This window comes from Vibrio gigantis (assembly GCF_024347515.1).
GTDB classification, from domain to species: domain Bacteria; phylum Pseudomonadota; class Gammaproteobacteria; order Enterobacterales; family Vibrionaceae; genus Vibrio; species Vibrio gigantis.
This window is the reverse complement of the sequence record NZ_AP025493.1, coordinates 262295-288621: the sequence shown is the minus strand read 5'-3', so window position 1 is coordinate 288621 and position 26327 is coordinate 262295. Positions and strand designations below refer to the sequence as shown.

The 26327-nt window shown below is 43.4% G+C and carries 20 protein-coding genes; 9 read left to right on the top strand and 11 right to left on the bottom strand.

Annotated features, from left to right (window positions below; all coding sequences use genetic code 11):
- Positions 1-22: 22 nt before the first annotated feature.
- The 3 genes from OCV56_RS17345 to OCV56_RS17335 are packed head-to-tail and all read right to left on the bottom strand — an operon-like array spanning position 23 to position 4588.
- Positions 23-1999 (bottom strand): sensor domain-containing diguanylate cyclase, encoded by a 1977-nt coding sequence (locus OCV56_RS17345; protein WP_086713960.1) that lies wholly within the window; start codon positions 1997-1999, stop codon positions 23-25.
- Positions 1999-2535, bottom strand: a complete 537-nt coding sequence (locus OCV56_RS17340; protein WP_086713959.1) for a YfiR family protein — start codon at positions 2533-2535, stop codon at positions 1999-2001. The genes OCV56_RS17345 and OCV56_RS17340 overlap by 1 nt, the downstream gene beginning before the upstream one ends.
- Positions 2525-4588 (bottom strand): TonB-dependent receptor plug domain-containing protein, encoded by a 2064-nt coding sequence (locus OCV56_RS17335; protein WP_086713958.1) that lies wholly within the window; start codon positions 4586-4588, stop codon positions 2525-2527. Before OCV56_RS17335 ends, OCV56_RS17340 begins: the two co-directional genes overlap by 11 nt.
- Positions 4589-4758: 170 nt before the next feature.
- On the opposite strand from OCV56_RS17335, the gene OCV56_RS17330 reads away from it, so the two are divergent.
- The 3 genes from OCV56_RS17330 (at position 4759) to OCV56_RS17320 (ending at position 7333) form a co-directional block, all read left to right on the top strand.
- Complete coding sequence (locus tag OCV56_RS17330) at positions 4759-5502, top strand: 5-oxoprolinase subunit PxpA (protein ID WP_086713957.1); 744 nt, start codon at positions 4759-4761, stop codon at positions 5500-5502.
- Positions 5503-5637: 135 nt separating this feature from the next.
- The gene (locus OCV56_RS17325; protein WP_086713956.1) at positions 5638-6390 is read left to right on the top strand and encodes a 5-oxoprolinase subunit B family protein; all 753 of its coding nucleotides are present in this window, start codon (positions 5638-5640) and stop codon (positions 6388-6390) included.
- Positions 6383-7333 (top strand): 5-oxoprolinase subunit C family protein, encoded by a 951-nt coding sequence (locus OCV56_RS17320; protein WP_086713955.1) that lies wholly within the window; start codon positions 6383-6385, stop codon positions 7331-7333. Before OCV56_RS17325 ends, OCV56_RS17320 begins: the two co-directional genes overlap by 8 nt.
- 153 nt (positions 7334-7486) lie before the next feature.
- Here OCV56_RS17320 and OCV56_RS17315 read toward each other — a convergent pair whose 3' ends face one another.
- From OCV56_RS17315 to OCV56_RS17305, 3 genes are all read right to left on the bottom strand, one after another.
- Positions 7487-8944, bottom strand: a complete 1458-nt coding sequence (locus tag OCV56_RS17315; RefSeq protein WP_086713954.1) for an FAD-dependent oxidoreductase — start codon at positions 8942-8944, stop codon at positions 7487-7489.
- Between the two features lie 531 nt (positions 8945-9475).
- Positions 9476-11914, bottom strand: a complete 2439-nt coding sequence (locus OCV56_RS17310) for an ABC transporter permease (RefSeq protein ID WP_086713953.1) — start codon at positions 11912-11914, stop codon at positions 9476-9478.
- A gap of 1 nt (position 11915) precedes the next feature.
- A complete protein-coding gene (locus tag OCV56_RS17305; protein WP_086713952.1) occupies positions 11916-12590 on the bottom strand; it encodes an ABC transporter ATP-binding protein in 675 nt (224 codons plus the stop codon).
- Here OCV56_RS17305 and OCV56_RS17300 point away from each other — a divergent pair.
- The 5 genes from OCV56_RS17300 to mrdA all read left to right on the top strand — a co-directional run bounded on the left by OCV56_RS17300 (position 12589) and on the right by mrdA (position 20587).
- A complete protein-coding gene (locus OCV56_RS17300; protein ID WP_086713951.1) occupies positions 12589-13206 on the top strand; it encodes an arylesterase in 618 nt (205 codons plus the stop codon). The two genes, OCV56_RS17305 and OCV56_RS17300, sit on opposite strands and share 2 nt — an antisense overlap.
- A gap of 81 nt (positions 13207-13287) precedes the next feature.
- Positions 13288-14487, top strand: coding sequence for an enoyl-ACP reductase FabV (fabV, locus tag OCV56_RS17295; RefSeq protein WP_086713950.1), 1200 nt, complete (start codon positions 13288-13290; stop codon positions 14485-14487).
- A gap of 178 nt (positions 14488-14665) precedes the next feature.
- Positions 14666-16573, top strand: a complete 1908-nt coding sequence (locus OCV56_RS17290) for a bifunctional diguanylate cyclase/phosphodiesterase (RefSeq protein ID WP_086713949.1) — start codon at positions 14666-14668, stop codon at positions 16571-16573.
- Between the two features lie 120 nt (positions 16574-16693).
- Complete coding sequence (locus tag OCV56_RS17285) at positions 16694-18349, top strand: ABC-ATPase domain-containing protein (protein ID WP_086713948.1); 1656 nt, start codon at positions 16694-16696, stop codon at positions 18347-18349.
- A 339-nt stretch (positions 18350-18688) separates the two neighbouring features.
- Positions 18689-20587, top strand: a complete 1899-nt coding sequence (gene mrdA, locus OCV56_RS17280) for a penicillin-binding protein 2 (RefSeq protein ID WP_086713947.1) — start codon at positions 18689-18691, stop codon at positions 20585-20587.
- A gap of 131 nt (positions 20588-20718) precedes the next feature.
- Here mrdA and OCV56_RS17275 read toward each other — a convergent pair whose 3' ends face one another.
- Entirely contained in the window at positions 20719-21339 is a 621-nt protein-coding gene (locus tag OCV56_RS17275; protein ID WP_086713946.1) for a DNA-J related domain-containing protein, read from the bottom strand.
- A gap of 309 nt (positions 21340-21648) precedes the next feature.
- Positions 21649-22488 carry an isopenicillin N synthase family dioxygenase gene (locus OCV56_RS17270; protein ID WP_086713944.1) on the bottom strand — a complete coding sequence of 280 codons (840 nt, stop codon included), beginning with the start codon at positions 22486-22488 and terminating at the stop codon, positions 21649-21651.
- A 199-nt stretch (positions 22489-22687) separates the two neighbouring features.
- On the opposite strand from OCV56_RS17270, the gene OCV56_RS17265 reads away from it, so the two are divergent.
- A complete protein-coding gene (locus OCV56_RS17265; protein WP_086713943.1) occupies positions 22688-23296 on the top strand; it encodes a DUF2238 domain-containing protein in 609 nt (202 codons plus the stop codon).
- Positions 23297-23367: 71 nt separating this feature from the next.
- Here the strand turns inward: OCV56_RS17265 and OCV56_RS17260 are convergent, their stop codons facing one another.
- Genes OCV56_RS17260 through OCV56_RS17250 form a run of 3 tightly spaced genes read right to left on the bottom strand, consistent with a single transcriptional unit; the run spans position 23368 to position 26271 of the window.
- Entirely contained in the window at positions 23368-23619 is a 252-nt protein-coding gene (locus tag OCV56_RS17260) for a hypothetical protein (protein ID WP_017632610.1), read from the bottom strand.
- A gap of 21 nt (positions 23620-23640) precedes the next feature.
- Entirely contained in the window at positions 23641-24549 is a 909-nt protein-coding gene (locus OCV56_RS17255; protein WP_086713942.1) for a DMT family transporter, read from the bottom strand.
- A 30-nt stretch (positions 24550-24579) separates the two neighbouring features.
- Positions 24580-26271: an SgrR family transcriptional regulator gene (locus OCV56_RS17250; protein ID WP_086713941.1), complete on the bottom strand. Its 1692-nt coding sequence runs from the start codon at positions 26269-26271 to the stop codon at positions 24580-24582.
- Positions 26272-26327 lie beyond the last annotated feature (56 nt).

The window sequence follows — 26327 nt, the reverse complement described above, 5'->3', positions numbered from 1 at the left end:
GTGAGCTCACAAACAATGGAGCCTATTTAACCTCACGAGAGAACACAAACTGACCTTTTCCTTTGCGTTTCGCTTGGTACATCGCCTCATCGGCAACTTTTAGAATCACGTCAATATCACGTTCAGTGCCATCAACTAAATGGATTCCCAAGCTCGCTCCAACATGAAGTGAACGCTGTTTATAATTCACTTCTTGCCCAATCAGGTCTAACAGTCGCTCGGCTAACTTAGCTAACAAGACTTTGTTGGTCTGTTTAATAATAAGAACAAATTCATCGCCCGACAAACGCGCAACCAAATCTCCCGCTCTTACCTGAGATAACAACCGGCTTGATACTTCTTTAAGGATTTCGTCACCCGCGTCGTGCCCATAGTTGTCATTCACTTCCTTGAAGCCATCCAAATCCAAGTAGATTACCGCAAAATGCTGATTTGAGTAGTGGCCAGACGTGACAACATCATCCATAACCTTATAAAGCTGCGCTCTATTAGCTAACCCCGTTAACGCATCGTGATGAGCTAAGTGCTCTAGTCTTTCCATCTCTTTTACATTGGATAAATCAGACAGCGTTAATACCATATCAAACTCGTCTTTCTCGTTGTCTGAGGCTACTCGATTAACTTTGACAAACATTGGAACTAACTTACCAGATGCACTCTTCTCCCATACTTCCCCTTGCCACTGGCCATAGTTGTCTAACGAACTACGAATTGTCGGCATAAGTGAAGAAAACTGTTGCCAGGAAAATACTTCAAAAGGTGTTTTGCCCACCAGCAGATCGGAATGATAACCGAGAAGTTGTGTGATAGCTGGGTTAACCATGGTTATCACATTGGACGAGTTCAGCACAATCAAGCCGTCTTTACTGTTTTCGAAAACACCTGCCGCGATACGCTGACGGCTCATGGCTGTCTCTATCTCAGTGACATCTTGGATTGCATAAAGAATACGACCATGTTTTGACAGCGAACGGCTACTCACTCGTAGCCAGCGCTTTGATTGAAAGAGATCCGTGGTTTCGAGCAATTCATCATTGAGTTCAATATTGGTATCTATAACATCTTGTATGAAACCCGTTTGCTTAGTCGCGATCAACTCTTGGATCAACAAGTTTTCAAGAAAGGCTTCTGAGCATTTAAAAATATCGCGAGTGGCCGCATTCGCATGAACGATGAGCCCTTTTTCATCCACCACCAACAACGAGTGCTGAACGGTCTCAATTACCTCATTCGCGAAGGATTTTTCTTCTTGAAGTTTGTCTAATGTAAAATTGATTTGGTTGTCGCGATGTTGAAGCCTTTCTAGCATTGTATTAAAAGCTCGAACCAGATCACCTATTTCATCGCGGTTCGTAGCGATTAATTTTGGCTGTTCGGAACGACGCTCAACAAAAGCTTGCATTGCTTCATTAAGATTAAACATTGGTTCGATGATGAAACGTTGAACCAATTTGACCAGCACTGCACCTAAAACAACCAGAAATAGCAGGTATACGGCTGCAACTTTAAAAATATGAGTCAAGATCGTCGTAAACGTCTCTTTCGATATCGTCACCCTTAAGTTTGCGATAACAGCATCATCCAGCGTCACAGGAACAAGCAAAAAGATGAAATGCTCAGAGATGGCAAATTGGTGATCCGCTATATCGTCTAGTTCATCTTCATTTGGCCTTGGAACCAAAGTGTTGTTCACCTGATAGCTCGCAAAAAGCTGTTCGTTGATGTCATAAAGCTTCACTCTAACAATATCTTTATCCGCAACGAAAGCAGACAAGATTTCCTGAGCCGATGACTTGTCTTCAAATAAGATCGCTGCTTGTAGGTTGTAAGCAACACCTTGTGCTAACACTTTAACACGCTGGATAAGACTCTCTTTTTCCCTCTCAAACGTTACAGTGTAATTTATAGATTGAATAGTAACAAAAGTGACTGCGATGAAGATGATAATGGGCAATATCAGCTTGTTTTTAATCGATATATTATTAATGAAAGACAACATTATTGGCCCTCCACTATAGCGATTCGTAACAAGTTGGATCCAATGACGTATTCACCGCGCCTTGCGTTCTCTAGGTTGATCTTAGGTTTGAGTTTATTGTTGATGTGCTTGAGTTCAATGACCCCACCTAGGTCTGTAAAGTTAGGGATATCACTGATTGTCACAGTGTGTGGGGAGTGCTCTTGACTGCGAAATTGATCATTTTCACGGTAAGATAAATAAGTAATATCACACTTAGAAGTAATTGACTGTTGAACGTGGATAGCGAGTGAACGAATAGATTTCCCTTCTGTAATTGATGTTAGTACTTGGCTTACCTTTTCATCGCCAATCACACAAAAGTTCACAGCATTCATGGAGCTTTCATCATTCCAACGAATAAAATTCGCAATTCTAAAAAGGTATACCGCTTTCACTTCATAAGGTTTGAAGCTAGCCGCAGTGGTATTCAAAGGCACAATAAGCATCGTTAAAGCGGCAAAGCCGAGTTTAGATAAGCCCAACTTCATTTGGTGCTTAAGCCATCTAGAATTCATGAGAGATCCTCACATACACCGATTCTTGATTAACGCTTTTCTGAGAGGTGAATTCAGCTTGATAGCCGTCACTCTTACCTATGTTTTCAACAACCACTTCAATTAAAGGCGCTGCGGACGATTTTTTCCATGCGAGACGCGCATTAAAGGTTATTTCATGTGGATAAGATTGCCATTCATATTGAGTGCCATCACCTGCTACCCAATAGTCTGGGTAATTCACATTAATGTATTGACCGATAACATCGAATTGCCAGCTGTCGGTGATATTCCACATTAATTGTGCCGTAGCTAGATGTTCATTATCAATGTCGTAATAGACGGCAGTTTGCGGGCTAGATTGAGGGTCATCACTTTTATTTTTTCCCTCTAATGTTGCGTAGGCATAGCTCAAGTAACTGGTGATATCTTCAGTGAGCTGATAACTTGCGCCTAACTCCAAGCCATACGTTTTCGCTTTATAGTCATCAGACAGCGCGCCAACGTAGACATGATCCGCCGGGGTATCATTGGGGTCATAGCTATGGAAGCGAAGGTTGTCATGTTCACTTAGGTATATCGTTGCATCGAGTTCTAAATTTGAATTATTTGAGTAGCGATAACCCATTTCCGCCGTTACGACGTTCTCTGTTTCCAGGTCAGAGCTCGATTTATAGACATCTAGGTAACTGTCATTAGAATCAGCATAGTAACTGTTGAAGTAATATGTGGAGTTTGAATCCATATATGAAGGAGCAACCACCGCACGGCTAAGGCCCGCCCACACAGAATGGCGTTGATTTAGCTTATATAAACCGCGTAGTTGAGGGGAAAATTCTGTCGAAGCATTTTGTGTAAAGTGTTCAACCTTAGTACCGAGGGTAATAGATAACGCCTCAGTCATTTGAATTTGAGACTGCACAAAAGCGTTCGCAATGTAATCGTTGGTAGATTTGATGTTGTAGGCTCGACCGTAGTAATCGGGGTTGTACCAATCAACGTCCGAAACTTGGCTAGAGGAGAAATCAAGGTACATATACCGCAAGCCACCACCGAGTGTTAACTGATGGTTTGCCGATAGCTGGTGAATATAAGTAGAATCAAAATCGATTGTGGAATAGCTTCCCGGAGCGTCTGGCGCGTTATCTTCATTATATTCACCCCATAATGAGTATGAGACTGTCGAGCTTTCATCCAAATCGTGAGAATCGTTGAATTGGACGTAAACAGATTGGCTCTTGTTATCAAAGTCATTAGCTTGTGATCCGACAAACAATCCTGAATTATCATATTGGAACGTATATAACTCCGATTCATAATAGCTTTTCTCACCACCAATACGTAATGACCAACCTTCTTCAGCATTACTTGGTTGAAACACCATTCCTGCTGTTTGTGCTTTCCACTTTTCAGATTCGTTTGTGCGATATGTTGGCTCTTCGCGGTACTTATAGAATGCACGAGCATTCACGTTGTCATTGAGGCTTAAACCCTGACGAACGCTAAACTCGTAATTATCGGTATTTGAAGCGACACCAGAAAGATAAGTTCCTTGGGTATCATTGGCAGACTTCGTAATGATATTCACAACACCATTAACGGCATTACCTCCCCAAATCGTACCCCCGGGCCCTTTTAGTACTTCGATACGTTCGATGTCGGCAAGAACGTAATCAACATCACTCCAATAAGTACCTCCATACACCGGGCTAAATAAGCTTCTTCCATCCATCATCACGAGCATTTTGTTATATAGGCCATCGTGAAAACCGCGGGTGGAAACAAACCATGAGGTCTCGTTAAACTTAGTTACTTTTAGTCCAGGTACAAGCGCAAGGACTTCTGCAATGGTTTTCGCCCCACTGCGTTGAATTCGCTCATTAGAAAGCACATATACCGACGAGGGAATGTCGGTGAGTTTCTGTGTCGCTTTCGAAGCTGTTTCCATTTCGACATCTAACATAGATAACTCTTCAAGGCTCATGGACATGAGTTGGTCTAGAGAGTTTTCTTGAGCAGATACAAAAACAGGAGTCGTTAATGCTAGTCCCAAGTAAACCTGGTGGGATATCATGTGCTCACCTAATATGCAGATAGATATTAATCCTTTAATCAATAGGCCAACTATATATGAAATACCATACTGGTAAATATACGGTATCAAAAATTTGAGTTAGGTCACTGTTTATTTATGGTATTTATAAGACCGTCATTACTTACCTCAACGTAAAGGATTAGCACCACGTGACAACGAAGATTTTGCTTAATTGCGACATGGGAGAAAGTTTCGGCAATTGGAAGATGGGCGATGATGAGTCGGTCATGGAATGGGTCGATATGGCAAATATCGCTTGTGGCTTCCACGCGTCTGATCCGCACGTTATGTCCAAGACCATAAAACTGGCACGGCACTATCACACCCAAATCGGTGCCCACCCCGGTTATCAAGATTTAGTTGGATTTGGACGCCGTTCTATTCCACATACCATGGATGAAATCAGTGAGTTGGTGTGTTATCAAGTCGGCGCACTACAAGCGCTTTGCCGCTATCATCACACCTCTGTTGATTATGTGAAACCTCATGGTGCGCTTTACAACGATATGATGGCAAACATTGATGTATTTAATGCGGTTGCCCAAGCAGTCGCTGAATTTAACATCCCTTTGATGATTCTCTCTTCATCAGACAATCAACAATATTTGGATATTGCTGACGATCATGACCTGCCACTCTTATTTGAAGCGTTTGCCGACCGTGCCTATTTAAACAACGGGCAGTTGTCGCCACGAACTCAAAAAGGCTCGGTTTACACCAATCAAGACGATATCTACAACCAAGTCATGCAAATCATTAACTACGGTTCAGTCACGACTATTAAAGGTGAAAGACTGCCTATTGAAGCAGATACTATCTGTGTTCATGGCGATAACCCTCAATCCATCGCATTAATTAGAAAAATCAGACAAGACCTCAACGCTTTTAATTAGTATGAAGCGTGTAATTTGTATAACGCATGGACTAACCGTTCGCCTAACCAATAGCTAATAAAATCTAATTCTCTGTATTGGTTAGGGCACGGGAGTAAGAAGCACCAAGTAAGCAAACAAAAGTATGGATACGAAATGACGACGAATCAGATTGAATTCAATATAGCGCCAGTCGCAGAATGCAGCGTTTTGGTAACTTTGACGCTATCGCCTTCAAATAGTCAGTCTAGCATTCAATATGCGCAGTACATGGCTCACTTCTCCGATGTCATTCGTCAGAATTTGGCATCGGTGTTGATGAACGTGACGCCGGCTTACCACACTATATTAGTTGACTACCTACCTTATCGAATTTCAGAGCAGCAGATTACTGAACAACTTAACTCCTTGTTGAATCAAGCTCTGATTTCATTTTCCAGTGCCAATAATTATCGCAAGACTATCGAGCTACCGGCTTATTACTCACCAGAAACCGCACTCGATTTAGACAGGTACCAAGACAAAGGCATGTCTATCGACGACATAATTCAACATCACACATCTCAGACATACAGCGTCAGTGCTATTGGGTTTATTCCTGGTTTTGCGTTTATGTCTGATGTGGTTAGTGAGCTTGCTTTACCTCGTCATTCAACTCCACGCTTAAGTGTACCGAAAGGCAGTATCGCCATCGCTGATACAAAAACGGCGGTATATCCTTCGGAGTCCCCAGGCGGCTGGAATATTATTGGAAATTGCCCACTTCCGTTGTTTGAACATAGCCTATTGAAGGACGCCAACATCACGCAGAGGCCTCTGTCTCTACTTAATGTTGGTGACACCGTCCGTTTCCACGCAATTTCAAGACAAGAATTCATAGAGCTCGGTGGAGGTATCGTTAATGGCTAAGACAAAAACTAAACCAACGCTGACAGTCATTAAGCCTGGCCCGTTGAGTTTGATTCAAGATTTCGGACGATTTGGTGTTGCTCATCTTGGATTAACTCAAGGCGGTCCAGTTGATGATTACTCTTATAGTTGGGCCAATCACCTATTGGGAAACCCAGTAAACAGAGCAGCGTTGGAAGTCACACTCGGGCAATGCGCGTTACGAATCAATTTTGATTGTGAAATGGCGTTATGTGGTGGTGATTTACAAGCGAAACTCGATGGTAAACTACTGGCTAACTGGCGTACTTTTCAAGCTTTTAAAGGGCAAGTTCTCTCATTCGGCTTACCTAAAAATGGTTTAAGGGCCTACTTGGCCGTTAAGGGTGGCTTCAATGTTCCATCAACTCTTCATAGTTGTTCTACAGTAACTCGTGAAAATATTGGTGGGATAACGCAAGATGGAGAGCCATGTCAGCAGGGGCAACAAATTGCTTTTACCCAACACGAACTCTCTCGCCCATTTAAAGCGTTGAGTGTCACCTTCCGATACACGCCTGATTACAACCTACCAGTGAACCTGCGAGTTATTGAAGGCTATCAAAGCGAATTATTCTCCGAGTCTGCAAAAGAGACTTTGTATAATGCACAGTATCACGTTAGCCAAAACTCTAATCGGATGGGCTATCGACTCAATGGCGAACCGATCGACTCGCCTGAGATCTCGTTATTGTCAGAAGGCATTGCTCTCGGTTCGATTCAAATCCCACAAGATGGGCAACCTATTGTGTTGCTTAATGACAGACAGACCATTGGTGGCTATCCCAAGATTGGATGTGTCGCCAGAATTGACTTACCGCGCTTGGCACAAGCTAAACCTGGACATGAGATCTCGTTTAGCAAAGGCGATCGCTTAGGCTTACAAGATGTTTGGTGCCAATGGGCTCAGTTTTTCAGCTATTAGCCTTTGCTATTTGGTAAGTTGTTAAGAAGACTTCGCTTGGAAGGTATCGTTCAAACAATTTACAAGATACAAATTAGCGTTTTAGTTGAAGGTTCGGCTTACTTATCCTAGTAAGCCGAGTTGAAGGCGCCCAGCGTAGTTGATTATGACTGCCTATTGAACGTGATCTTGGCCTGATACTTTTGCAAGCGCTTCTGGATATCCACGTTCTTTTGTCAAACCTATTGCTCGGTTCTCAATATCATTCAGATTAAGTGACATTGTCACTGAGTGAGCATCTTCAATTGCCCCCGCCTCTCCTACATCAAACCATTGCGCAGCGATCTTTTGTGCAGCTTCTAGCGTTGAAGAAGCTTTGACTACTTCAAGTCGAGCATAGCGATCACCACAGAATGAAACGTCTGACGCTCTTAGGCTAGGATCAGTTCCTGGTATTTGCTGTGCACCAAACAAAGGCTTACCACCTACTAAGGCAGAACTAAAGCTTGGGATGTACTGAGACATATGCGTAATGGCCGCACGCGTTCTTAGTTCTAGCTGTTCTTCAGTCCAACCAGACACTATCTTCTTGAGCAGCTTTGATGGCAACTGAGGCTGTGACGAGCCTGTAGACGATGAAACCAGTCCGCCTTCAAACAAAGTGATCCCTTCCGTCATACCGTGAAGTTGGAATACGCCATCAGCATACGGGGTTAATTGAGCCATACCTTGTGGTGTCCCTCTAGGACCATGGAAGATAACCTCTGGCCACTCTTCCTTACATTCTTGCGAATACGGCCACTCTGTAACGTATGCGGCTTTAAACTCAACGAGCCTTTGCTGCTTAGAGCCCACAAAGTCGTCCACGATACCTGTTTCAAATCCACTCGCATTAATCAAGTAGTCGGTCGTAAGTTGACAGCTTTGATTATTAGCGTCTGTATACGTCAAAGACCACCCTTTCCCTCTCGATTCAACGGATTGTAATCGGCTCTTGGTTAACACCGTACAATTAGCCTGTTGCCCTAAAGAAAGTTGAGCGGTCGCAGATAAGCGGAATACACTCCAGCCGTACTCTTGAACCATAGCAACAGGGTACTTAAGAGTTTCAAGATCCGTGTGTTTGGCGAAAGGAATACACCAATCATCAAGAGATGTTGGCTTCAGAGGTTGTGTTTTCGCAGAAAGAGCTATTAAATCTTCTTTGCTGTACAGCTTGTAATACTGTTCCGGATCACCAAGCACTTGGTTGCTCTTATCTTGTTTTACAAGTTCGGCATAAGCGCTTTTGATTATCTTAAGGCGAGGAAGCAGATCCAACGGCTCTCCACCATCACTGTGCGGAACGGCGATGATTGTCGGACGAATATTGATCGTGTGAGGAAACAAACGAACGGTTTCAATTGACTGCGTGAGTAACTGAAGACACTGCTCTACAGAAATATCTCGATACAAATTGCCGCCAGCGTGCAGGTGGCAAATTGGTGGACCATTAACCAAACTCGGCCCTTTTTCCAATATAGTGACCTTAAAACCCAACTCACTAAAGTGAATAGCGCTCGTTGTACCGGCAATACCACCACCAACAATGGCAATAGAAGCTTGATTTTTATCCGTTTTGTCGTGGTTCATCGTGTTCTGTAGAATAAGATTAACTGACGCTATTCTACTTTTGTTCTGCAATGAATTAAAACACATTTTTATCAAGGTCTTAGGTAGGCGGGATTTAATATCTATGTAAAAAACAGAAATAATCTCTTGACTCAATAACTCAAGGTAGAGTTTTAAAGGTTATTCTAACAGTCAAATTTGTCCTAAGTGACGCCACATAAAGGCTGTCTCAGTACTCTTAAAACATAGAGGTTAACTTATCCCTAAAGTTATCCACCGTTTTTGTGGATAACTGTTGATAACGTTCTTGCTAAGTTGCGCAAACCCTTTGTTTACAGGGACTAACCGCTGTTCATTAAACCGACACTATTGATCAATTAGCTTTAAAAAACGCTAAAAAGAGTGGGATTTAGGGCGCGATATTTTTAGTTATGCTAAAGGTTGGTCAAATAAAAAACGGTCTAAAGCGACGTGATATAGATAGTGCATAACTAAGTATCAATAATTTCACTTTTAGACCGTTTTTAGTATTCGACTAAATCTCGTTAACTATTAGCCAAAATCCTTGTTTACAGGTGCCAACAAACGTTTGATTAAGCTATTCACTACCGCGGCTAATGTGATGAACGTTAGCACTGGTAGTGCTATCCAGAGCATCGGGTGGAGTGAAGGCTGTAACTCAAAACCAAAATTCATAACGCCTGCAACGCTGAGCTCAGAACCTACAGCCGCAATTGAGCCTGCCACTAACGCCATTAACCCGTATTCACACCAAATAGTATTGAGAATTCGCTTCTTACTCGCGCCTAGCGTTCGGTACAAGCGTATCTCTTGTTGCCTTTGAGATAAGCTCAATCGCAATAGAGTGAAGATAAGCAGCAGTCCCGCAACGACACCTAACGCAGCTAGTACGGTTATCGACCAAACAATCTGTTTGAGCAACTCTTGGATCTTACTACCCATCATACGAATATCCATCAAACTCACGGTTGGATGATTTCGAGAAAGTTCGTTGAGCATTTGATTGTGTTGTTCTTCTAATCTGAAACTGACTAGCCATGTAGAAGGAATAGAGCTCAAAACATCTGGAGTAAAGATGAAATAGAAGTTCGGCTTCATTTCACGCCACTCTACTTTGCGGATGCTATTCACATTGGCAGAGACATTCTGGCTATTGATTGTGAACGAAAGCTCATCGCCAATCTTTAAACCGAGCTGCTCCGCGACATCGGATTCCACAGACACCCCCTGCTCTTGTGTCCAGCGGCCTTCTAACACGTCATTGTACTCAGGTAGGCTATCTCCCCAAGTGAAGTTGATCTCTCGACTTAGCGCGTCTGTATCTCCTGAGGTATCGCTGTATTCTGATGCTTCAATACCGTTAATCGTCGTGAGTCTTCCTCGGATAATTGGAAACGCTTGGGTACGCTCTACTTCGTTTGCATCAATCGTCTCGAGATAACTGTCTTTCTCATAGCTTGCAATGTTAAGTGCAAACGCGTTGGGCGCATTCTCGGGCAAGGTTTGTTGCCAATCTGACAGTAAATCACTTCTTACCAGCCAGATGATAGAAAGCAACATGAGTGAAAGTGCCAATGAACCAAATTGAATCCCAGTTGCTAATGGCGTGCGATTAATTCGGCTTAATGCTAAACGCATAGATGTCGACGTCGGCAACTTACTCACCAAACGCAGCACAAGCGTACTTACAATCGCGAGCACTAAGAACAAACAAGCGATACCCGCTAGAACTATCCATACCAATAGATTGTCACCATACATCAGCATCATTGGAATAATCGGTACCAGTAACAACAAGTATTTCTTGTAGCTTTCATTGGCCTGATGACTTGATTGAATAACGCTGATTGCAGAAGTGCTGACCAAGCCAATTAACGGGATACCAAGAGCCGGAACACCAATTAAGATGCTTGATAAAATCGCCAAGATAGCCGGTTCAATACCATAGCTAGGAAGTGGCGTTGGTAATAGGTCGCCCAGAGGTATACGAAGCAAAAACTCTAAGCCAATACCGATGGTAATTCCCAGCACAGCACCGATCACCACTAACATCGATACCTGTACAGACAACCATTTAACGATCCACTGCTTGCTTGCACCTAAACTCTTAAGCATCGCGATGGTTTTACGACGACTCGCAACATAATGTTGGCACGTGAGTACCAAAGTGGTCGCAGCCATGATCACAACGATAGCAACGGTTAGCGAAAGGTATTGAGTTGTACTTTCGAACATGTCGTTAGTACGACTCGCTGAATCTTGCGTACGCCAGCGATCACTCGGGGTTAACTCTACGCTGTCTTGTGCCGCTTTGAGTTTTGAATCATCACCATTCAAGAACAGCCTGAAACTCACACGGCTTCCCGGTTGAATGGCACCAGTCGCGTCTATATCACTTTTGTGTATCAATACAGCAGGCATTTGCTGGAATGGGTTAAAGCTCAAGCCCGGCTCTTGAGTGATGCGCCCGGTTATCGTTAGATCGGCATCGCCAATGGTGACATTGTCACCCATCTCAACCTCTAACTGCGCAAATATACGCTCGTCTAGCCAAAGTTCACCTGGCTCAACATGGTTACTTAACGCTTTATTTGCACCCTCTAAGAGCATTTCTCCGCGTAATGGGTAATTACTTTCCACCGCTTTCACCGTCACTAACTGCATCGAGTTGTCACTGAACGCCATGGTTGCAAAACGGGTCAACTGAGAGCTTTCTAGCTGCTCAACCTGTGTGAGGTCTAAAAGTGGTTGAGGAATTGGGTTTGCTGAGATAAACACGCTATCGGCTGTTAGCGCATCTTTACCCTGCTTGACGATCACTTGTTCCATACGCTCAGCTAAAGCTGATAGCGCGAAAACACATGCAATTATGAGCGTCAAAGCGATGGAAACCGGCCATAGCTGGCCATGTCTAATCTCTTCAATGCTCCATGAAAACAGGCGCTTGTTCAGTCCATTTGATGAGTTCAATTTAGACTTCCTCTATCTGACCGACATGCATCTTGAGTGTGCGTTGGCAACGTTGTGCAAGTTTAGGATCATGTGTCACTAAAACTAGCGTAGTGCCGTGTGATGAATTCAATTCAAACAACAACTCAACAATTTTAGCTGCCGTTTGTTGGTCTAGGTTGCCTGTTGGTTCATCAGCAAAAAGGATTTTTGGTTTAATCATAAACGCGCGCGCTAAAGCGACTCTTTGTTGTTCGCCACCAGATAGCTGAGATGGCAAATGATCGAGTCTATCTTTCAACCCGACTGATTCAAGCAGAGCGGTAGCTCGCTCAACGTCTTCGTCTTCTCCCTTCAACAAACAGGGCAACGTGACATTTTGCAACGCAGAAAGGCTTGGGATTAATAAGAAACTTTGAAATACAAATCCTACCGATTCACTACGGATCTTAGCCCTTGCCTCATCGTCAAGCTGTGAAAGTGGCTGTCCTAATAAGCTGATTTCGCCTTTCGTTGGTACATCAAGACCAGCAAGCAACGTCATCAGGGTCGACTTACCCGCGCCAGACGTGCCGACAATTGCGACAGTTTCGCCTTCACGAATATCAATATCGACATGCTCTAGGATTGTTAAATGTTCTTGATTAGTAGACACTGTCTTCGAAACAGCTTCTGCTTTAATGATGGATGTATGCATGACTCGACTAATTTCCTTTTTATTCTTTATTTTATTTTCAACCGCTTCTTTGGCTCAAGATACCAAGTTAGATTCTAAGTTACTGGTTCTTGGTGATAGCTTGAGCGCTGGTTACAACATGGACATAAAACAGAGTTGGCCAAGCCTGTTACCAGACGCGTTAGCAAAGCATGACAAAACGGTAACCGTGGTAAACGGAAGTATTTCTGGTGACACAACGGGTAATGGTTTAGCTCGTCTACCACAACTGCTTGAAGACCACGCTCCAGACACCGTTCTTATTGAACTTGGTGCGAATGATGGACTTCGTGGATTCCCACCTAAGCTGATGTCTGCGAATCTTGATCAAATCATTAAACAGATAAAAGCAGCGGGCGCGAAACCGATAATGATGCAGATTAAAATCCCACCGAATTACGGAAAGCGTTACAACCAGCAGTTTGAATACGTTTTCGCAGAGCTTGCTGATCAACAAAACGTGCCACTTTTGCCGTTTTTCCTAGAGCATATCATCGTTAAACCTGAGTGGATGATGAACGATGGACTGCATCCAAAACCAGAAGCTCAACCTTGGATTGCTAAATTCGTCGCTGAAGAATTATATCAGTATCTTTAAGTTTTAATGGTCTAGCTCAATAAATTTTACACAGCTTTACGTTAGCCTGAATGCATATCATCGTTAACTGTAAGGTTATTTATGCTGATCGAACCTGTTATCAAGGGTGTGGTAGCCAAAAGCGCTCACCCTCTTGGCTGTCAAGAAGCCGTAAAGCAACAAATTAAATTCGTTAAGAGTGCGCCGCAAATCAAAGATGGCCCTAAACGAGTACTGATCATCGGCGCTTCCTCAGGCTTTGGCCTTGCCGCTCGTATCGCTCTTACCTTTGGCGGTGCTCAAGCCGACACCATTGGCGTTTCATTTGAACGTGGTCCAAATGATAAATCCCTCGGTAGTGCTGGTTGGTACAACAACATCTACTTCAAGAAAGAAGCAGAGCGAGAGCAACGCACTGCTATCAACATCGTTGGCGATGCATTTTCGCAAGAAACACGTTCACAAGTTGTCGAAGCAATTGAAACCTACTTCGAAGGTGAAGTGGATTTGGTTATCTATAGTTTAGCTGCGGGCATTCGCCCTAAACCAGATTCCGATGAGTTTTGGCGCTCTGCTATTAAACCTATCGGCGAAAGCGTGACAGGCGCGACAATCTCTCTTGAAAATGACAGTTGGGGTACTAACACCCTTGAAGCCGCTACTGCAGAGGAAGAAGAAAGTACCCTCAAAGTAATGGGCGGTGAAGATTGGGAACAATGGATTGATGAGCTCATCAACGCTGAATCTATTGCTCCGGGTTGTAAGACGATCGCGTTTTCTTATGTTGGTCCAGAAGTTACGCACCCTATATACTTAGATGGGACGTTGGGACGCGCTAAGATTGACCTTCACCAAACCAGCCACGCACTTAACCTAGAACTAGCTAACTTTGATGGCAACGCTTACGCTACGGTCTGTAAAGCCCTAGTTACCAAAGCGAGCGTTTTCATCCCAGGACTTAGCCCTTACCTACTTGCTTTGTATAAAGTAATGAAAGAGCAAGAGACCCACGAAGGTTGTATCCAGCAAATGCAACGCCTGTTCAGCAGCAAACTTTATGGTCAATCAAAAGTACCACTTGATGGCGAGCGGTTGATCCGCATGGATGACTGGGAATTAGCCCCAGAAACCCAAGCACACGTGACAGAGCTACTAGAAAAGATGGATGAGAACAACTTCCAAACTTTAGGCGATTACCAAGGGTTTAAAGAGGAATTTCTACAATTAAACGGGTTTGCTCAACCATCGGTAGACTATAGCGAGAAACTTAACAGTGAAGACTTTATAAACTTAAAGCCTTAATCGAAACTTATCTCATTACTGAGACCCAGATTCACATTTGAAAACCTCTGCAAAATTGCGGAGGTTTTTTCGCGCAACATTTCTTATACTTAACTAACGTAAGGTTCATAGTTTATTTGGTTCATCATAATTAACACAGGATGTGTTGATGCATTCAGCATGATTGACTCGGAGTCATATGAAGAAAATAAAAACGATAGACTTAGATATTCCAGACGATATGGAATCCGGTTGGCAGAACATTGTTGACCTTTTAGCTCAAATAACTCAAGTGCCCGCCGCACTCATCATGCGTGTTCACGCCAACTATATTGAAGTATTCTCGACCAGCCGCAGTAAAAACAATCCATACAACAAAGGTGATGCTGAAACCTTAGGCAATGGGCTTTACTGTGAAACGGTAATGGAGTCTCAACAACAACTTATAGTGCCCGATGCCCTCGCCGATCCTAATTGGGAAAACAACCCAGACATCAAGCTTGGTTTGGTCTCTTACTGCGGTATTCCGCTGCTTTGGCCTAATGGTGAATTGTTTGGTACCATCTGCATTTTAGATTCAAAAGAAAATCACTACACGCCCACCTATATCAAGCTTTTACAAAGCTTTCGTACCTCAATAGAGTCTCAGCTTAAAACCCTATTTCAGCATGCCAAGCTCACTCAAATGAATAGAGACTTAAAAAACCGTGTTTACACTCGAACTAAAGATCTTGCGAGCCTGAATTATTCATTAAATCAAGAAATTGATAAGCGAAAAGCAGCAGAGCAAAAAATCAATTTCCAAAAAAATCACGATCTGGGTACCGGCTTTTTAAACCGAAACGCATTTGAGTCCCGCTTAAACCACAAGCTAATGTCACAGCGAAGGCTAACAGACAGTACATTCGCAGTCGTCCATATTGGTTTTACCAATGGCAGACGAATTCAGGCTCGATACGGCTATAACGCGTTAGACCAAGTGCTTGTTGAATACCGAAAACGCATCGACAGTGTTTCTGATATCGATGTATTAACTGCGCGCCCTACTTCAGTTGACTTGGTGTTGGCGTTTAGCGTTAAAGATTTGCACCAACGCCTAGAAGAACTTTGCCAGACGCTCGTAAAAGTTGGTCATTCAGAATTCGACATCGAAAGTGACAAAGTGCATTTACACGCTTTTATTGGGATTGCAATTACGAACGACGAAGATGATGCGGAAAGCATTCTCCAAAAATCTTCTGAAGCGATGTTAGCCTGTAAAGATTCAGGACAAAAGTTCGCTTACTACTCTCAATCGCATACCGAAGAACAAACCCACATTAATAAGATCGAAGGCTATTTGCTTCAAGCCGTTCGTAATGATGATCTTATGCTCTACTTTCAACCCAAAGTATGCCCATTGACGCATCGCTGGGTTGGTGCAGAGGCTTTGCTTCGTTGGAGGCATCCTGTTTTAGGGGACATATCTAACGAAACCCTCATACATATGGCCGAGCAAAACGGATTGATTTTCGAAGTGGGAAGCTTTGTTCTACGTAATGCGATTGAAAAAGCCAAAGAGTGGTCCGAGTACGTTAACGACTTCAAAATAGGCGTTAATGTGTCTGCGATTCAACTCAAGAATGTACATTTTGCAGAACAAGTGGTTCACCTACTTGAAACCTATCATCTAGAGCCTCGTTTCTTAGAACTTGAAGTTACAGAGAGTGGGCTCATTGCCGATGAAGTGGTTGCCAAGAATACCTTAGAGTCGCTGCACGACATTGGCGTTACATTGTCACTAGATGACTTCGGTACGGGCTACGCCTCTTTCAGTTACCTGAAGAAATTCCCATTCGATACCATTAAGATTGATAAGAGCTTTATCGACCAAATGCTTAACTCACATGAAGACTCGGAAATTGTTCGCTCTATTGTCCAAATTGCGAAAAAGCTCGACCTAAAAGTGACAATTGAAGGCATAGAGTCAGAGGTTCAGGAGCAATTTATTATTAACGAGGGCTGCGATGTGGGCCAAGGCTACCTTTACGGAAAGCCAATGCCGAGCCAAGAATTCGAACACAGCTTAATCAATCAAAACTATTTGGGGACAACTCGTTACGCTTAAAACGAAAAAGAGCAGTTAGTTTTGGATTTAGGCCTACTTTCTCTTTACTCTAAAGGTGGTGATTTTTATAATCGCCGCCTTTCTGTTTTTATCTTTCCCCTTATATAGGCATTCCTCGTTATGGATCAGTTGACTGCAAAGCTTAAAAAGCTCGAAAAACAAAACTACCGTGCATATCAACAAATTAAAGGTCAATACGACTTTGCTGATTTTGAATTACACATCGACCACATCCAAGGTGACCCGTACGCGTCAGCTTCTCGTTTTCGCGCAACGCGCGCGTGGTCGTTGACCGGGTTAGATTGGCTGAAAGAAAAGTCTTACGAATACCAAGTAGCAGCCCGTGACTTTATCGCACGTAGCTTCTCTGAGTTCGCAAAACAAGAATCAACCGTGTCTATCGCCCTGACGGGTCAAACGGTATTAGACAACACAGCCGTTGTTTTCACAGAACACGGCATCGAAATTCGTTTCCGCATCAACCTACCAGCCGATGGCCGTAGCATTCTTGCTAAGAAAGCGAACAACATCATCACTTTCTACTTACCGAAGTTTATTCGTCGCGCGACACTGGAGCGTGAATTGAACATCGATGCAATGATTAAGCATTGTGAAACCATTGAAGACCAAGAAGCGCTACGTGCTCAATTGGATGAAAACAATCTAGCGGCGTTCGTTGCAAACGGCAGCGTACTACCGCGTATAGCAGGTAACTGCGACCTTCCAATGAAAAATGCTGTACCTTTCGCTGCTCCAGAATCACTGAGTGTTACTTTAAATACTCCAAACCAAGGTGACGTGACTGGTCTAGGTATTCCAAAAGGCATCACGCTAATCGTTGGTGGTGGTTTCCATGGTAAATCTACACTGTTGAACGCCGTTGAACGCTCTATCTACAACCATATTCCTGGTGATGGTCGCGAAGGCATCGTAACTGCGACTGATACAATGAAGATCCGCGCTGAAGATGGTCGATGTGTACATAGCTTGAACCTATCAAACTACATCAACCATTTACCTATGCAGAAAGACACATCTGATTTCAGTACACAAGATGCGTCTGGCTCTACGTCTCAAGCCGCTTGGTTACAAGAATCAATTGAAGCCGGTGTTCAAACTCTACTTATCGATGAAGATACGTCAGCGACGAACTTCATGATTCGTGACGAGCGTATGCAAGCACTCGTATCAAAAGGTGATGAGCCAATAACGCCACTTGTCGACCGCATTGGCCAGCTGCGTGATGAAATGGATATCTCTACCATTGTTGTAATGGGCGGATCTGGTGACTACCTAGATGTTGCGAACACTGTGATTCAAATGCACGACTATCAAGCGGTAGATGTGACTGAAAAAGCAAAAGACGTTATTGCTCAACACCCTACTCAGCGTACTAACGAATGTGAGACAGCTTTAGAGACGTTTGTACCACGTTCATTGAACCGCGCATCACTCATGAATATTCTTACTGATGGTAAGTTCCGTGTTAATGCTAAAGGCAAAGAGTCACTGCGTTTTGGTAAAGAATTTGCAGACCTTTCAGCGCTCGAGCAATTAGAATCGCCGTCTGAAGTAAACGCGATTGGTTGGGCTTGGTTCCAATTTGCACAAACTCCAGGTTGGTCAAATAACCCTGCGAAAGAGTTCAACGCTATTTTAGAAAACGAATGGCACGCTAACATGCCGAACTACGGTGATCTAGCGAAACCAAGAACATTAGATGTGATGGCAGCTCTGAACCGTATGCGTAAATCTCAGTTCAAGCCTTCGAACTGATTTCGTTAAATAATAGATTTATTGTGTTTCTAGGCTTTTGAAGTTTACCTAAGCCATTAAGTAAGCAAATTAACTATCTACGGCTCTCATTCTGAGGGCCGTAAATTTATCCAACTCCTGCTGTTATCAAAACTCTTCAACTCTATAAATTCATAACAGAAATTCTATTATCAAGTACCTATCAACTTTGGTTATAAGAAAGCTAAAGACGCTACGTACTGCCATCTAATGCAGTTGATCACCAAAATCATGACACAGCTTTTACAAAACCCTAGTGATATTCAGATAAAGTCCCGATTCGACAGGTGTAACCAAATGTAACAAAACCTTGAGGCTTCAATGAATCATAAACGCGTTAAGATGCGTGACCATAAAATCGAAGTGAACCTATTCAAAAACCGTGTAATCGTAGCGTTTTGTGGGATCCTGCTGTTCACTCTTGTCTTAGTCGGCAACTTATACCGACTTCAAGTCGAAAATTTCAAAAGCTATCAAACTCGTGCCGATGGAAACAGAATCAAAGTACTGCCTATCGCCCCTACTCGTGGCCTTATTTACGACCGTAACGGCGTCTTGCTCGCAGAGAACAAACTTGTTTTTGATCTGACTATGATTCCAGAGAAAACCGATGATGTCGATGCGATGCTCGCCAAACTAAATAAATACGTCCCGCGTGATGCTGAGCAGATCGATCGTTTCAAAAAACGTTACCACAACACCCGCCGTTTTAAGTCGGTGACTATTCTAGAGAACTTAACTGAAGAAGAAATTGCGAAGTTCTCCGTACACCAGTACCAATTCCCCGGCTTGTCTATTGATACTAGCTTAAAGCGTTTTTACCCCAATGGTGAGGTACTTACCCACGTACTCGGCTACGTTGCACACATCAACGATCGCGATCTTAGAAAGCTCGAAGAACAAGGGATTGAAGCGAATTATCAAGCCACAACAATCATAGGTAAGCTCGGTGTTGAACGTTACTATGAAGATATTCTACACGGTACTAAGGGTTATCAAGAAGTCGAAGTAAACAGCCGTGGGCGGATTGTCCGAACCATCGAATATGTACCGCCAGTAGCTGGCAAAGATATTGTGCTTAATATTGACCTTGAGCTACAAAAATACGTCTTTGAACAACTTGATCACAGAACCGGAAGCGCGGTTATTCTCGATCCGAAAGACAACAGCGTGTTGGCGATGGCATCAAGCCCGAGTTATGACCCAAACCTATTTGTCGACGGCATTTCGAGTAAGAACTACCAACGTCTATTAAATGATCCTGCTCACCCGTTGGTCAACCGCACGACTCTTGGTGTTTATCCTCCGGCATCAACCGTTAAGCCATTTATGGCTGTGGCCGGACTGCAAGAGCATGTTATCTCAGAAGATACGATTCGTAATGACCACGGCGTTTGGAGAATTCCCGGTTCTAAGCGAAACTCTAAATCGTGGCGAGACTGGAAACGTTGGGGTCATGGGCCTGTCGATGTAACCCAAGCCATTGAAGAGTCGGTAGACTCATTCTTCTATCAAACTGCTTTTGATTTAGGTATTGACCGTATATCAAGCTGGATGAATCGTTTTGGTTTTGGTGAGCCGACAGGTATCGATATCTACGAAGAAAGTACCGCCAATATGCCGACTCGAGAATGGAAGATGATGCGTTATCGAACCCCATGGTATCAAGGTGACACCGTCCCTATTGGTATTGGCCAAGGTTATTGGACGTCGACACCAATGCAACTTGCTAAAGCAACTTCAGTGCTGGTCAATCACGGAAAGGTGATGCCACCTCATATCTTAAGAGCCACCTTAGAACATGGTGAAGATTTTACTACGCAGCAACTTGTCGAGCCCGAGCCAATGCCCTCGATCACTGAAGTGCCCGATAGAATTTGGGATGTGCCACTCAACGCAATGCGACTCGTAAACCACGGCAGTCGTGGTAGTGGCAGACGTGCATTCAAAGGAAGCGACTACACTAGCGGCGGAAAATCTGGTACCGCACAAGTGTTTGATCTTGCGAAAGATCAAGTCTACAACTCAAAGAAACTCGCTAGACATTTACTTGACCATGCGCTCTACACGGCTTTCGCACCTTATGAAAACCCTGAATATGTCGCGACAGTGGTTATTGAACACGGCAACGGGGGTTCAAAAGTCGGCGCACCTTATATCCGTAAAGTACTCGACTATGCGTTTGAGCATAAAAGTGGTGAGAATAAAGACCACTCTTAGCACCAATAAATACAGTAGCAACAACACATAACGTAGCTACAGCGTAAGATAAAGCCCCACTTGTATCACTCACAATGTGGGGCTTTCTATTTAGGGTTTCAGTCAACCGGGCAGCTAAGAGTTACTTTCGATTACGAGCTTCGTAAAACATGCCATGCTTCACAGAGCGTCTGAAATTTTGCCGTGTTGCCCTCATCCCTGTCTGGATGCCATCTCAATGCCAACTGTCGCCAGCGCTTTCTAATCTCAATTTGAGTCGAATCCAACGGTAATTCAAACAGGTTTAACGCTCGGCTTCTATCCATATCAAGTTCGTCACCACCAACAAATTTTCTATATCGGGTCCAAAACTCGTTCAGCAACCTTTTGACTTCACCTTCATCCGCTTCATAGTTAACCCAATTAATGTAATAGTCTCGAAGTGGGTCTTGATGATCAATGCTGTGACTGCTTCCGTGATAACGGCCGTTCATCAATTCGATGTCCATCGCTTGCACCTGAAGCCAACCATCAGGATGCAAAGTTTCTTGAAGCTGATAAAGCGCATTCATGATTAGGAAGTTCTTCTTAAACAACTCTTTCTCAGGTACAGCATCTAAAACCGGCACGAATCCAAGGTCGTTCAGGTGAGCTGCCAATGTGTGCACTTTCCACCCTTTTGGTTTTTGCTTCAGCACTTCCATGATCGGCCAAAGCAAAGGGTTCTCCATATGGCAGTGAAAGTTTGCTCTCACATCTTGATGATTCGACATAGTTGGCTCAGTTAGCTTCTCTGAATTAATGGATTACTAGATCAGTGAATACAATGGGTAATCTATTTCATATCCACGACTTATCTTCCTTAATTGAAAGCGATTTTTTACGTTTTGTCGAGCTTAAGGGCAAACAACTTTTAATCGCTTGGCTTAAAGACACCTTTCATCATCAAAAACTGGATAGCATTTACCTGAATACAACCATGAGCAATAAAAGAAATTCTTCTACTGTACAGAAACAAAAAAGATCAGCAATTTAGCTGACCTTTCGTATCTATCCGGCTTTGGGACGGCGTATTTAACTAATTAGATAACGCCAAGCTCTCTCAGGCGTTCCATTAGGTATTCATTTGCTGTGTATTTTTCAGATAGCACAACTTCTGGTTTAGGGTGAAGGAATAGAGGCAAAGAGATGCGAGATTTCTCTTGGCGTTCACCTGATGGGTTAATTACACGGTGAGTTGTCGATGGGAAATAACCACCTGATGCTTCTTGAAGCATGTCACCGATGTTGATGATCATGTTACCGAAATCACATGGTACATCTAGCCACTCATCGTTCTGAGCTTTAACTTGAAGGCCTGGCTCGTTTGCTGCAGGAAGAACCGTCAGTAAGTTGATGTCTTCGTGTGCTGCTGCTCGGATTGCACCTGGCTCTTCATCACCTTGCATTGGTGGGTAGTGAAGAACACGAAGCAGAGTCTGCTCACTGCCGTTGATCATTTCTGATAACGCAATAGAGAATTTCTCTTGCACTTCTTTAGGAGCATGAGCTTCAACCCAACCTAGAAGCTCTTGAGCAAAAGCATTCGCACGCTGGTAGTAATCTAGAATCTGTTCTTTCAGTTGCTCAGGAATTTGTCCCCAAGGGTACACGTGAAAGTACTCTTTGATGTCTTTTACAGTGTGGCCCTTAGCAACTTCAGACACTGAAGGTGGAAAATATCCATCTTGTGTTTCAACATTGTAGTGGAAGTTCTCTTTCTCTTCAGAAATGAAGAATTGGTACCAGTTTTCGTAAATTGACTCAACAAGCTCTTTCGGGATTGGGTGGTTCTTAAGAACACCAAAACCCGTTTCACGTAAAGAGCGAACAAATTGTTCTGCTGCGTCTTCAGCAAGGTAATCGACAGTTTCCAGTTTCATGACTTTCTTTCTTGTTATGTAGTAATAGAGGGATTTTAAGGTTCGCTTTGTTGTAAATCAAACTTTTGTGAAACTCTAGCAACCGTTTGTCTAGATACTGGGCGATAACGCCAGTTTTCAACAAATCTGGTGATAAAAGTACAATTGAACACTGTTCATTACTATGGGACACTAATCAAAACTTCGACGAGATTTCGATATGACAATTACGCCTCTTGCTCAAAATCGACCATTGCTTTCATTAACAACGCTGTATCTGATTGTGTTTCTCTTTTCAGCGTTTGCTCCCTCTTCAAGAGCAGTATGGATCGCCGAAATAGTCCCAGCGCTTGCGATATTAGTAGGTATTTGGTGGCTGTCAACAAAGCTAACCTTCACTAAGACAGCTTACGTTTTGATGTTTATTTGGCTGATTTTGCACACGATAGGTGCGAAGTATACCTTCGCAGAAGTGCCATTTGATTGGTTCAATAACATGATAGGCTCTGAGCGTAATAACTTTGATCGTGTCGCACATTTCTCTATTGGCCTTTACGCTTACCCTCTCGCGGAGTACTTAATTCGCAAGAAATTAGCTCAACCCATGATTGCGTGTTTCTTCGCACTGTTTGCAATCATGAGTGTTGCAGCTGGTTACGAGATTATTGAATGGTGGTATGCAGAGATTGCCGGTGGTGACGAAGGTATCGCGTTCCTAGGGTCACAAGGCGATATTTGGGATGCTCAAAAGGACATGCTTTGCGACACAACGGGGGCAATTGTCGCGTTATTACTGCTCAAGCTACAAGGGCGAGTCAGAGTCTATTAATTCAAAGCCTTCGCTTACTCTGAATTCAGGTCTGAAATGCCACAGCACATATTACATGTACTGTGGCGTTTTTATTTCATTGTTACCTTTCCGCCAACAAACTTATAGGCTGGCGTACCTCGTACCAAAGTGTCTCGCGCGAATTCTATGCCACATTCAGGGCATATACATGGCTCAGTCGTGAAGTCTTCAACGATACGTTCCTTAAAACATTTCACGAGTGCACCTTTACCGCCTTTCCGATACTTAAAAAGTTGGGTTTTGCATTTGGCACAGAAAATCTGAACAGTCTTAGTCGGTTGTTTCTTGTTTGGTTTAGCCATAGAAGATAATGATTGAACTCTTTATTTCTTAAGTTTAGGGGCAATAAGAACCAAGCTTATCCCAAGAAGTATAACTGTTGATGAGATTAGAAATTGCATCGTAACAGGTTCAGATAACAGTACTACGCCACCAAGTGTTGCTATAACTGGTACTGAAAGTTGTGCAATAGAAGCGACCACCGTATTCAGCTTTTTTACGACGTAATACCATAAGCTATAACCCACGCCAGAGGCTACTGAACCAGACAATACTGCGTAAATCAAACCTTGTTCAGTGATGGATATTTGCGATGCCACACTAGTGATGACAGCTAACAGGCTTACTAACACAAGGATCGCTAACGAGCCAAAACTGAAGTTGGCAGTCGTAGATTGCAACGCATTTTTAGACTTCTTACCCGCCAGTGTATAAATCCCCCACCCAATTCCAGCCAGAGCCATCAATATGATGGAGGTTATATCTGGTGAACTTGTCGATTCCGTCGGCATGAGCAAATAAACGAGCCCCGCAACAGACAACAAACATCCAACCCATTCAAGCGATGACATTCGATTACCAGCGAATAAGTGTGCGGCAATCATCGTGAATTGAACCGCGACAAACAGGACCAAAGCACCAAGCCCTGCCCCTAGCGTTAAATAGGCAAACGAGAAGCCGAACATGTAAACGAGTAACGCCGCTATGGCAGTTAAATCACACTGAGAACGAACCTTGGTATACATTGATGCGTTGTCGACCGCCTTCTCGTGTTTGCGTTTAGCGTTTGAAGATAAGGTTAATAAAATCAACAGGGTGACAGCACCCGATATGATACGCACGATCGAGAAACTCAAAGGATCAATCGTTTGATCCATCAAAGCCCAACGACACAACACTGAATTGGCAGCAAATGCCACCAGCGTAATGAATGTGATAATTACCGTTTGCATCGTGTTGTCCTAATTGAGTTTTCTAGGTTTTCAATCAACGTCTGGCTTCACCCAAACTTGGCTGAAGTCGAACCAACCTAACGCATTACATTTCGCGTTTTGTAGCGTACCACATTGATCTTTATTAACGCCTAACCAGCAATGAAACATTGGAATCAATTGATTGCTTTGAACCAGTTGTTTACCTAACTGTCTCGCTGGGAATTGGTCGAATTCCCCAGAACGCCAACGATCAATCATGTGACACCATTGATCAAAGTCTTCTGCAGGGCTCGACTCGTCAAGAAAACTGTAATCCATTAGCCAACCGGCCAAGGCGTCATCTCTGTTATTGGCAATGCCCATTGGGTTAATCCAAATATCAACGTCATCAGCGTGTGGAGGATCAGTCTCGTAGCCGCAAAGAACGACATCGACATTGTATTGCTTCAACACAGTAACGATTGCTTTGGCAAGTGTTGGAAACATAGGATGTTGGCATTGATACGCCAATCTCACGCTTGGTTTAGCGCTTGCTGGTGGGCAAACTGGTGTTTTTAACTTGATGTCATACCAACCGGGTTTAATTCCGTAAGCATGTAGCACACCTAAGTCGATAACCGTCTCTTTGGGAATATGTACAAACAGATCAGCCGCATTTAGAGCATTCGATAAAAACTGAGCCCACGCCGGGTCTTGTGCGATGCCCTTCTTTCTATTCAACAATAAATACGTACAGCCAGGATCAAGTTCTACTTCATCGCTATCGCCACGATCTGCCATTACTGGTTTTGAAAGGCTTGGGTACACCATTGATGAATAAGCCTCATCGACCACCCAAACTTCAACGCGATCAATCAGTGGTCTGAAGCCAAAATATCCATTAAAAGCCGTTAATACGAGTTGCTTTTCATCATTCTTTTCAATGCGATAAGGGCCAGTACCAATCGGTCGAATATCATAGTCTTCACCACGTAAAATCATTGGTAAGGTGACTTTAGCGACCGATTCCGTCAGCGCGAGCGGAAAATATTTATCTGGACGCGTGAGAAAGACATCAATTACACAGTTTGCAGGTGAAGAAACATCTTTAATATGCGAGAACATGTTGAGAGGTTCGAGTGCAAGAAGTGTATCAACTACATGGTTGGTTAACAGAGGCTCACCGTTATGGAAACGAACACCCGGCCTCAAGAAAAACCGCCATTGATAATCACTGATTTTTTGCCAAGAATGCGCAAGATCAGGCTGTAACTGGTCATTTTCATCCAAGCGAGTCAAACCACTAAATACTTGGCAGGCGATGTGTTGCTCTGAACGACGCATCGATTTGGTTGGGTTAAGCATTGAAAGCGGTCGGTAGTAAGGTAAGCGAATGACCTGCTCACCTTCTTGATATTGCACACCTAAGTAGTTTTGAATGACTTGAGTAAGTTTGGCTGCATTGTGATCAAGCACTGACAGCGCCTGTCCGATTTTGCCTTCCTGTAAGTAGCGCCTTGCTAAGTTCTCGCTGACATCACAGCGATTTTGCTTAAAGATAAGTTGAGATAACTTCCCTCGACCAGCTGCAGGTAACCATTCAACCCATCCTTCTTCCTCAAGCTTGTTGAGTACCATTCGGGCATTACGACGGGTACAACAGAGCACATCCGTGATGTCATCTAACTGAACATCAGAATCTTTACCGTCGAAGTATTCAAACAGGGTTTCAAATTGAACGCGAAGTCTAGGGCTGCTCATAAAGAGGAAAACTTATTCAAAGGACATTGAATTCAGTTTCCCTATTTTATGACGTA

Coding starts and splice junctions, on each gene's coding strand:
- OCV56_RS17345 (WP_086713960.1), bottom strand. CDS start 1,999: ATGTTGTCTTTCATTAATAATATATCGATTAAAAACAAGCTGATATTG.
- OCV56_RS17340 (WP_086713959.1), bottom strand. CDS start 2,535: ATGAATTCTAGATGGCTTAAGCACCAAATGAAGTTGGGCTTATCTAAA.
- OCV56_RS17335 (WP_086713958.1), bottom strand. CDS start 4,588: ATGATATCCCACCAGGTTTACTTGGGACTAGCATTAACGACTCCTGTT.
- OCV56_RS17325 (WP_086713956.1), top strand. CDS start 5,638: ATGACGACGAATCAGATTGAATTCAATATAGCGCCAGTCGCAGAATGC.
- OCV56_RS17320 (WP_086713955.1), top strand. CDS start 6,383: ATGGCTAAGACAAAAACTAAACCAACGCTGACAGTCATTAAGCCTGGC.
- OCV56_RS17315 (WP_086713954.1), bottom strand. CDS start 8,944: ATGAACCACGACAAAACGGATAAAAATCAAGCTTCTATTGCCATTGTT.
- OCV56_RS17300 (WP_086713951.1), top strand. CDS start 12,589: ATGACTCGACTAATTTCCTTTTTATTCTTTATTTTATTTTCAACCGCT.
- OCV56_RS17305 (WP_086713952.1), bottom strand. CDS start 12,590: ATGCATACATCCATCATTAAAGCAGAAGCTGTTTCGAAGACAGTGTCT.
- fabV (WP_086713950.1), top strand. CDS start 13,288: ATGCTGATCGAACCTGTTATCAAGGGTGTGGTAGCCAAAAGCGCTCAC.
- OCV56_RS17290 (WP_086713949.1), top strand. CDS start 14,666: ATGAAGAAAATAAAAACGATAGACTTAGATATTCCAGACGATATGGAA.
- OCV56_RS17285 (WP_086713948.1), top strand. CDS start 16,694: ATGGATCAGTTGACTGCAAAGCTTAAAAAGCTCGAAAAACAAAACTAC.
- mrdA (WP_086713947.1), top strand. CDS start 18,689: ATGAATCATAAACGCGTTAAGATGCGTGACCATAAAATCGAAGTGAAC.
- OCV56_RS17275 (WP_086713946.1), bottom strand. CDS start 21,339: ATGTCGAATCATCAAGATGTGAGAGCAAACTTTCACTGCCATATGGAG.
- OCV56_RS17270 (WP_086713944.1), bottom strand. CDS start 22,488: ATGAAACTGGAAACTGTCGATTACCTTGCTGAAGACGCAGCAGAACAA.
- OCV56_RS17265 (WP_086713943.1), top strand. CDS start 22,688: ATGACAATTACGCCTCTTGCTCAAAATCGACCATTGCTTTCATTAACA.
- OCV56_RS17260 (WP_017632610.1), bottom strand. CDS start 23,619: ATGGCTAAACCAAACAAGAAACAACCGACTAAGACTGTTCAGATTTTC.
- OCV56_RS17255 (WP_086713942.1), bottom strand. CDS start 24,549: ATGCAAACGGTAATTATCACATTCATTACGCTGGTGGCATTTGCTGCC.
- OCV56_RS17250 (WP_086713941.1), bottom strand. CDS start 26,271: ATGAGCAGCCCTAGACTTCGCGTTCAATTTGAAACCCTGTTTGAATAC.